This is a genomic window from Aneurinibacillus danicus, assembly GCF_007991215.1.
Classification (GTDB): Bacteria; Bacillota; Bacilli; order Aneurinibacillales; family Aneurinibacillaceae; genus Aneurinibacillus; species Aneurinibacillus danicus.
Genome location: NZ_BJXX01000179.1, coordinates 1 through 7,265 on the forward strand (window position 1 = coordinate 1; position 7,265 = coordinate 7,265).

Below are 7,265 nucleotides of genomic sequence, written 5' to 3' on the forward strand. Positions count from 1 at the left end.
ATAGTCTCGGTGCGTATCAGGGGAGGGAATCTCCCTATTATGAATGGTACCGGTTTGTCCGGCATCCGGACGACTATGAATGCTGGTGGGGCATTGACGTGCTGCCGAATGTGGAGGAGATGAATCCGTCGTATCAGGATTTCATCATGCACAATGAAAACAGCGTAGTAAAGCACTGGCATCGTCTGGGGGCCAGCGGCTGGCGGCTGGATGTGGCTGATGAGCTGCCGGATGCGTTCATTTGCGCGTTTCGCCGCACGTTAAAAGAAGCGGACCCGGACGCGGTTCTCATCGGCGAAGTGTGGGAAGATGCTACAAACAAGATTAGCTATGGCGTCCGCCGTAAATACCTTCTGGGCGACGAGCTTGATTCGGTGATGAATTATCCCTTCCGGCGTATCGCTCTCGATTTTTTGCTTGGCAGAGCAGACAGTGCTATGACACACAGAGCGCTGATGAGCCTGTATGAGAATTATCCGCGCCCGCATTTTTACAGTCTGATGAACCTTATCGGCAGTCATGATGTGCCGCGTGCGCTGACCGTGCTCCAGGAAGAACTGCCGGCTTCTGCTATCTCGCAGGAAGAACGCCGTGCGCTCGCAATGAAGCGGTTAAAACTGCTGGTGCTGTGGCAGATGACATTTCCGGGCATGCCCTGTGTCTACTATGGGGATGAAGCCGGGATGGAAGGCGGGGACGACCCGGCGAACCGGGGACCGTATCCATGGGGTGAACAGGATGGCGATCTTTTGGCCTGGTATCGGCGGGTTATCCGCTGGCGTCACGCGCACAATGTACTTCGCACAGGTACGTGGGAATCGCTCGTTTTGGCTTCGTCGAACGTATACGGTTATGTGCGGAAACTGGAAAATGAGACGGACGTATTCGGACAGCCGGGTCGTACCAATACGGCACTTGTGCTGCTTAATCGCAGTCTTACGCAGACGGTGGAGATTGAAATCGAGGCGGGGAGTATCCCGCCGCTTTATGATGTAACGGGCAATGGAGAAGCAGTCGAAGCGGTGAGCGGAAAGATTCGCGCTGTACTGCCGCCGCTCAGTGGCCGATTGTTGTTGGCTTATCATACCGATACACAAAAGCAAGCCTAAGAAGAAGCACGGGCTTGCTTTTGTGCTGTTTATTTGGCGTCTGAGAAGTACAAGGACTGGACGCGCCGGACGGTTTCGTCAAGATTGTTCGGCACCTGGATAATCGAGTATCCCATCAGATAGGGGGAGCCTGGTGCGCGCAATACGATCTTGGCGATAATGTCGCCTTCATATTCATAGAAAAAGATGTTGTAGCTTTGATAGCGCCGGTTCATGTGGTTGAGAAGAAAATGTACCGCAATCTGGACATATTCGGCCATCTTGTGGAGCGCGTTTCGGTCACTGAGCACGATATTGAACTCGGTAAACCCGCCCCGCGGCCGGGTGGAGATGTTAAATTCGACGCCCGGGGCCTGGTCAATGACGATACCGGCCCATTGTTCAGGGTGAAGGTGCTTGCGATAGTCGACGTCGGCCAGCCCAACCAGCTGCATATGCGCATGGTAGATCGATCCGCCGGAGTGAATACCGTGATTCTTAAAAAAGATGACGGAACGATATTGTCCGCTTGCTTCAAGCGACATCCAGTTCCGCATGGCGAAGTCGAACAGCGCATGCAAGTGGGGCTTATCGTACGTGGATAAATCATCCTTGCACGTCATTGTCTCCACCAGCACCATTTGATAAGCGTGCTCGAGCGTCTGGAATTTATTTTCGATTAAAAGGAACGGTCCGTCCTGACTAATGACCACACCTTCCTTAAAGATTGTCTCCCGATCGCAGAACGGGCACTTTTCTTCCTGATTGTGCAGCGTGGACGGTTTGGTCTGCGCGATGCGGGTCTGAAAGTTCATATATGTATACATAGGCCATCCTCTTTGTCTCTGTAAAATTTAACGTCCTATATTATTATGATACTTAATTTTCGTCCGAATGAAAACGTCCCGGTGCTCTGCGACAACATTCTCCCTTTCGTGCCGCAGACAAACAAGGTACAATAAAAATCTATGAGAATACATGGGGAACGGGGAGAAAGAGATGGAGTTTACCGTACAATATCTTTCTTTTTTTGTCGTGCGTGGCGAAGAAGAAAGAGGGGAGAAAGGATATAAACATTATCAGACACTTGATGAAATGGAATATATGAATAGCACGCTGAGAGATTTCTTGGATGGCGAATTTGTGCGTACCGCCAAGCGGAAAGTCGAGCGCAATCCAAAAACGGAACAGGCTCCGACGAAGATTGGCCGTTTCGTCGTCGAACCCGGGCATGAACTCGACAGCAATCCGAACTACAATCTATTCGCCCGCCTGCGTGGTGCAGACGATAAAGAAGAATTCCGCCGTCATAGCGAGAATTTGGTACGCGCGTACATGAATACGAGCGCCATCCGCGGCGGAGCGCTTATTGTGGCGCGGGCCCGTTTGACGAAGTACTTTGACGATCCGTTTGTGTTCGTCATGAAATGTGACTTTGAACCGAAGATTGCAACGATTACCGATGAACGCAGTCTCGTCAAAAAGGTAGAGATGGCGATTAACGCCAAAAATATGAAGTCGATCCAGTATCCGCATATGCCAGAAGAAGGCATGCTTGAAGAGTGGGAGTTGAAGATTCATCAGGCCTCTCACGCACGTTATTTTGAAGATTTCCTAAAGTTCGTCGAATATGAGAAATCGCTGCCCGAGATTGTGAACACGCAGGTCTTAGGTCTGGTGCAGCAGTATATCGACGCCGTCTATGAAGAAGAAAGCGAAGAGCGTCAGCAGGAAGAAGAAGCGATGGAAATTTGGGCCGCAAGCGAGAAACGTGAACTGCAGGAGCGGTGGTCGAGCGAGCAGGTTGCGGAAGCGACAGCGGCGCTGGTGGAGCAGAAACCGGATTTAGAGATGAAGTTGAAGCTCAATCACATCTCGGTCAAAGCGTTGCTGGCCGATTTCGGAGAGAATATCCATATCGCCAGGCTTGGCAACCGGTATGTTGTGCTCATTGAAGGGGATACATTCCAGTTTGAGAAAGGGGTCTCGCCCGTCGAACTGCTGCGCCCGGACCAGCTCGAAGACGTGCTCGCACGCATTGAAGAAAAGCAGACGGAGCGCCCGGCATATGAAGGCGCAGAAGACGATGACGCCCCTCCGTTCTAACGGGAATGAAAGGGAACGCCAGCCATGAGGGAACGGAGAAAGAGAGAAAACGAAAGAGAACGGGATTTCGATAGTGAAAAAGGCGGGGGCCTTTACCCAAATTTATTGTTTTGCCAGATTGTTTTGCAACAAAGACCTGTCTCCTGCTTACCATATTACTAAAGGAATTTGAAATGGTCATACAGGTAAGGGGATGGGAGGTATGGAGCACTTTAGCATAGGCGAATGGGTGAAATTTCCTTACAATGACAAAGGGAAAACATTGCTTCTTACCGGTTATGTGAAAGAAATGAATAAGGCGCAGATGATGATGACGGTATTCGTGCCGACGGTCAAAGACGGTTCTTCTTCCGCGTTAGCGCGCAGCGGCCATTTTCGCGTACCTCTCGATGTAGCGGAAAAAATCAGGGAGCTTCAGCTCGAACATGAAGATTATAATGCGCTGTTGGATATGGCGCTTGACAGCAAAGACGAAGAGTGGTTTGAGGAGCTGGTATGCAGACGGAACAAAATGTAGCGGGGCTTTCTCGCTGCATTTTTATTGTCTAACTGTTCATTCCATTATTTTTTACGCCATGCAGAATATTTGCTGGAAAAAACAGAGGACGAGCATCCCGGTGCCCGGAACGTTCGAATTCCCCTCCGGTTTATACCAGAAGAGAGGAGAGAGATAGAATAGAGAGGAAAAGACTAAAAGAGGCGCTCTAAGCAGCGGACGCGGCGCTCTAGCTGTTCAAACGTCAGCATGTCCTGGGTATAGAATCGGCATAATTCATCGAATTCGGCACTTTTCATCATACGGTAGAATGATAGGCGGGGAACGCCGTTATTCAAGCGGGTGCGAAGCTGTTTTTGCAGGAGACACATTATTTTCACCTCTGCGTTTTTTTTATCCATTATCCCAAGAATGGGCATGGCCTATACGTGATGGATGAAAAGCAAGGAAAGAGAACATAAGAGATCGGAAAGGGAAAGGCGCCGGGTTTTGCCCGACGCCTTGCACAATTTTTATCCAAGCATCAGTTAAAAATCAAATTGAAAATTATCGGGGTCCTGGCCGCTGCGCTCATTGCGGTTTAGCCCGTCGATTTGATTCATCTCTTCGTCTGTTAGTGTAAAATCAAAAATATCCGCGTTGGCAGCAATTCTCTCCGCATGCACTGATTTCGGGATCGTCACGACACCGTGCTGCAAATCCCAGCGCAAAATGACCTGGGCCGGCGTTTTACCGTACTTGCGGCCAATCTCATTCAGCACCGGATCATCTAGCAAGCGCCCTCGCATTAGTGGACTCCACGCTTCCATCTGGATGCCTTTTTCCTTACAGAAACGGAGGAGTTCCTTTTGCGTCAGGCGCGGATGAAATTCCACCTGGTTAACCATCGGTATAATGCGGGCATCCATCAGCAAATCTTTTAGGTGATGGACATGAAAGTTGCTAACGCCGATTGCGCGCACAAGCCCGTCTTCATACAGTTTTTCAAACGCGCGCCATGTGTCTTTATACTTTTCTTTTACCGGCCAGTGGATGAGATACAAGTCGAGATACTCGAGTCCGAGTTTCTGACGGCTTTCTTCAAATGCGCGCAGCGTGGCATCGTATCCTTGATGTGAATTCCATACTTTTGTTGTAATGAACAGCTCTTCACGCGGCACACCGCACATCTTGATCGCGTTACCGACACCTCTCTCGTTGTGATACAGAGCTGCTGTGTCGATGCTTCGGTAGCCGATCTCAATCGCCGCTTTGACCGCCTGCTCGACTTCTTCACCTTCCTGGGTCTTATATACGCCAAGGCCCAGCCAGGGCATACGAACACCGTTATGAAGGGTAGTGTAATCAGAAATGCTGTGAATCATTTGTTTCGCCTCCTGTTTTGAACCGCTTGTTTTACATTTAATCAGTGACTCTTGTTTGCCGTCTTCTCAGGCATAAGTGCCTCCCCGTGCATCAGCGGGACGACCGGTAGGGTACCGGCCTGTGCAGCATGCAGGATGCCCTCTACGCCTCCTAGCTTTTCAAGGAAGCGCCCGGTTTCCGTTTGAAGCAACGTATCAGAGAGGCGGTCGGCGCATGAGGCGAATAGCTTGCGCGCGGCAAACGCCCCGTCGCTGAGCTGCCAATCATCCGGGTTATGGTGAGTGAGTTCCTGTATAAGATAACCGGCCCCTAGCATGTCTTCGAGCGCAAAACGGCCATTCGAACCGGCGCAGATGATGACAATGGAGCCCTCTTCGCTGCTTCTACGGATATGATCGGCCACCGCATGGCCATTCAGCAAAGAAGAAGCATAGACGGTACGGGCGGTCGCTGCTTTTTTCAATGCAACCGTACCGTTGGTTGATGAGAAAATGATTGTTTTTCCGTGTATCCCGGCTGTGGCCAGCTCCAGCGGGTCAGGGTTCACAAACTGATCCAGCGTATAGCCGCCGCTTTCTCCGCACAGCAGGTATTCGGTTTCTCTGTAAGCTGCGGCCGTCTGGAGGGCATCTTCCCGATGCAGAACAGGGATAACGGCCCGTGCGCCATGATGCAGCGCTGTGACGATCGTAGAGGTGGCATACAGTACGTCGATGACAACGGCGGTACACCCGGAAAGCCGTTCGGGGTTGAGGCTTTCTTTTTGGGTTAGAACGTGGATTTTTCTCATAATAGCTCCCGGCGCATCGCCCGGTGCGCCTGATGCATTAGATTGTACACGCCGCTGTCGAGTTTGCCAAATCTTTCGTCCTGGACACCGCCCTGCTTCCAGCGGTAATAGATCTGTTGAAGAATAACGCCGACCTTGTAAAAGGCGAACGTAAGGTAATAATCAATGTTTCCGACGTCACGTCCGCTTTTTTGCGCATAAAAATCGATGAATTCACGCCGTGTAATGAAACCGGGGAATGTCGTAATGGATGTCAGCCCGGTTTCCCCTTCGCCCGGCTCGGTCCAGTAGGCCATGGTAGAGGCGAGGTCAGTCAGCGGATCGCCGATCGTGCACATCTCCCAGTCGAAAACGGCGGTCGCTCGACGCGGATCATCCGCCGCCAGCATCATGTTATTCAGTTTGAAATCGTTGTGCACAATGGTTGGCGCAGGGGAGGTGGGAATGTTGCCCACAAGCCAGGCCTCGACTTCGCCGGTAACGGCAATCTCATCAGTTTGCGCCGCGTGATAGCGTTTAATCCAGCCGTGCACCTGCCGTTCGAGATAGCCGTCCGGACGTCCGATATCGGTCAGTTCCGCTTGTACATAATCAATTGCATGCAGCTGAGTCATCGTGTTGACCACTGTTTCGGATACCTTGCGGGCCGTTTCTTCGTTCGCTTCGTATTCAGGCGGAAATTCGTCATCTAATACGACGCCCTGTTTGCGCTCCATAATATAGAAATGGCGGTCCATCAGAGCCGGGTCTTCGCTGTACAGATAGACCTTCGGCGCAAGCGGAAACACCGGGTGGATCCGCTGTAGAATCTCGGCCTCGCGCTTCATGTCATGCGCCTTCGGCGGAATCGGTCCGAATGGTGGGCGGCGCAGGACCGCTTTCCAATCTCCCATTTCAATTGCGTAGGTCAGGTTCGAATAGCCGGCTGAGAATTGCTTTACTTTGAGCGGGGCATCGGGCACATCTTCAAGCTCGTCAAGGATAAACTCGCGTACGGCTGACCAGTTAATTTCATCTTTTCCAGACTGAACAGCAAGAAACTCCACTTTGTTTTCCATGTTTATTTCCCCCATAAGCCGAATGATTTTGGGTACTTCTTTTGCGACGACCATACGGTGCACTTCATCCGTACCGTTATAGATGTGCGCCATAATAAAGATGATTTGTATATACAGTTTTAACTATTTAAAATAAAATGATAAATCAACTGCATTTTCTTACAATAATACAATGAAACGGAAAAACAGAACAAGGGGAGATGCGGCAAATGCAGAAGTTCAATTTGGAAAACACCGTTTAAACGGCTGGGGAATGCAGACGATTTGCATGGAGCCATACGGATGTTATCCTCTGAAACCGAAGATTTCATTACCGGCCAGACGGTTTTTGTCGACGGTAGTTGGCTGGCGCAATAAAGCTA

9 protein-coding genes are annotated in these 7,265 nt (G+C 50.7%); 4 read left to right on the forward strand and 5 right to left on the reverse strand.

What is annotated here, in order from left to right; genetic code table 11:
- A partial coding sequence (locus ADA01nite_RS18770; RefSeq protein WP_246147420.1) for an alpha-amylase family glycosyl hydrolase occupies positions 1–1,109 on the forward strand: 1,109 nt, incomplete at its 5' end.
- A gap of 29 nt (positions 1,110–1,138) precedes the next feature.
- Here the strand turns inward: ADA01nite_RS18770 and ADA01nite_RS18775 are convergent.
- The gene (locus ADA01nite_RS18775; protein WP_146811960.1) at positions 1,139–1,915 is read right to left on the reverse strand and encodes a DUF4931 domain-containing protein; all 777 of its coding nucleotides are present in this window, start codon (positions 1,913–1,915) and stop codon (positions 1,139–1,141) included.
- A gap of 172 nt (positions 1,916–2,087) precedes the next feature.
- Here ADA01nite_RS18775 and ADA01nite_RS18780 point away from each other — a divergent pair, with 172 nt between their 5' ends.
- Both ADA01nite_RS18780 and ADA01nite_RS18785 read left to right on the forward strand, forming a co-directional pair.
- Entirely contained in the window at positions 2,088–3,194 is a 1,107-nt protein-coding gene (locus tag ADA01nite_RS18780; protein WP_146811961.1) for a DUF3900 domain-containing protein, read from the forward strand.
- Positions 3,195–3,396: 202 nt separating this feature from the next.
- Positions 3,397–3,711 carry a hypothetical protein gene (locus tag ADA01nite_RS18785; protein WP_146811962.1) on the forward strand — a complete coding sequence of 105 codons (315 nt, stop codon included), beginning with the start codon at positions 3,397–3,399 and terminating at the stop codon, positions 3,709–3,711.
- 173 nt (positions 3,712–3,884) lie between these two features.
- Here the strand turns inward: ADA01nite_RS18785 and ADA01nite_RS22260 are convergent, their stop codons facing one another.
- The 4 genes from ADA01nite_RS22260 to ADA01nite_RS18800 all read right to left on the reverse strand — a co-directional run bounded on the left by ADA01nite_RS22260 (position 3,885) and on the right by ADA01nite_RS18800 (position 6,903).
- A complete protein-coding gene (locus ADA01nite_RS22260; RefSeq protein WP_170230372.1) occupies positions 3,885–4,061 on the reverse strand; it encodes a hypothetical protein in 177 nt (58 codons plus the stop codon).
- A 156-nt stretch (positions 4,062–4,217) separates the two neighbouring features.
- A complete protein-coding gene (locus ADA01nite_RS18790; RefSeq protein ID WP_146811963.1) occupies positions 4,218–5,054 on the reverse strand; it encodes an aldo/keto reductase in 837 nt (278 codons plus the stop codon).
- A gap of 41 nt (positions 5,055–5,095) precedes the next feature.
- The gene (locus ADA01nite_RS18795; RefSeq protein ID WP_146811964.1) at positions 5,096–5,845 is read right to left on the reverse strand and encodes a 2-phosphosulfolactate phosphatase; all 750 of its coding nucleotides are present in this window, start codon (positions 5,843–5,845) and stop codon (positions 5,096–5,098) included.
- Complete coding sequence (locus ADA01nite_RS18800; protein WP_146811965.1) at positions 5,842–6,903, reverse strand: phosphotransferase family protein; 1,062 nt, start codon at positions 6,901–6,903, stop codon at positions 5,842–5,844. The genes ADA01nite_RS18795 and ADA01nite_RS18800 overlap by 4 nt, the downstream gene beginning before the upstream one ends.
- Positions 6,904–7,075: 172 nt before the next feature.
- On the opposite strand from ADA01nite_RS18800, the gene ADA01nite_RS22445 reads away from it, so the two are divergent.
- On the forward strand, positions 7,076–7,265 hold a 190-nt coding region (locus ADA01nite_RS22445), incomplete at its 3' end, for a hypothetical protein (RefSeq protein ID WP_218029583.1).

Coding starts and splice junctions, on each gene's coding strand:
- ADA01nite_RS22260 (WP_170230372.1), bottom strand. CDS start 4,061: ATGTGTCTCCTGCAAAAACAGCTTCGCACCCGCTTGAATAACGGCGTT.
- ADA01nite_RS18790 (WP_146811963.1), bottom strand. CDS start 5,054: ATGATTCACAGCATTTCTGATTACACTACCCTTCATAACGGTGTTCGT.
- ADA01nite_RS18800 (WP_146811965.1), bottom strand. CDS start 6,903: ATGGAAAACAAAGTGGAGTTTCTTGCTGTTCAGTCTGGAAAAGATGAA.
- ADA01nite_RS18785 (WP_146811962.1), top strand. CDS start 3,397: ATGGAGCACTTTAGCATAGGCGAATGGGTGAAATTTCCTTACAATGAC.
- ADA01nite_RS18775 (WP_146811960.1), bottom strand. CDS start 1,915: ATGTATACATATATGAACTTTCAGACCCGCATCGCGCAGACCAAACCG.
- ADA01nite_RS18795 (WP_146811964.1), bottom strand. CDS start 5,845: ATGAGAAAAATCCACGTTCTAACCCAAAAAGAAAGCCTCAACCCCGAA.
- ADA01nite_RS18780 (WP_146811961.1), top strand. CDS start 2,088: ATGGAGTTTACCGTACAATATCTTTCTTTTTTTGTCGTGCGTGGCGAA.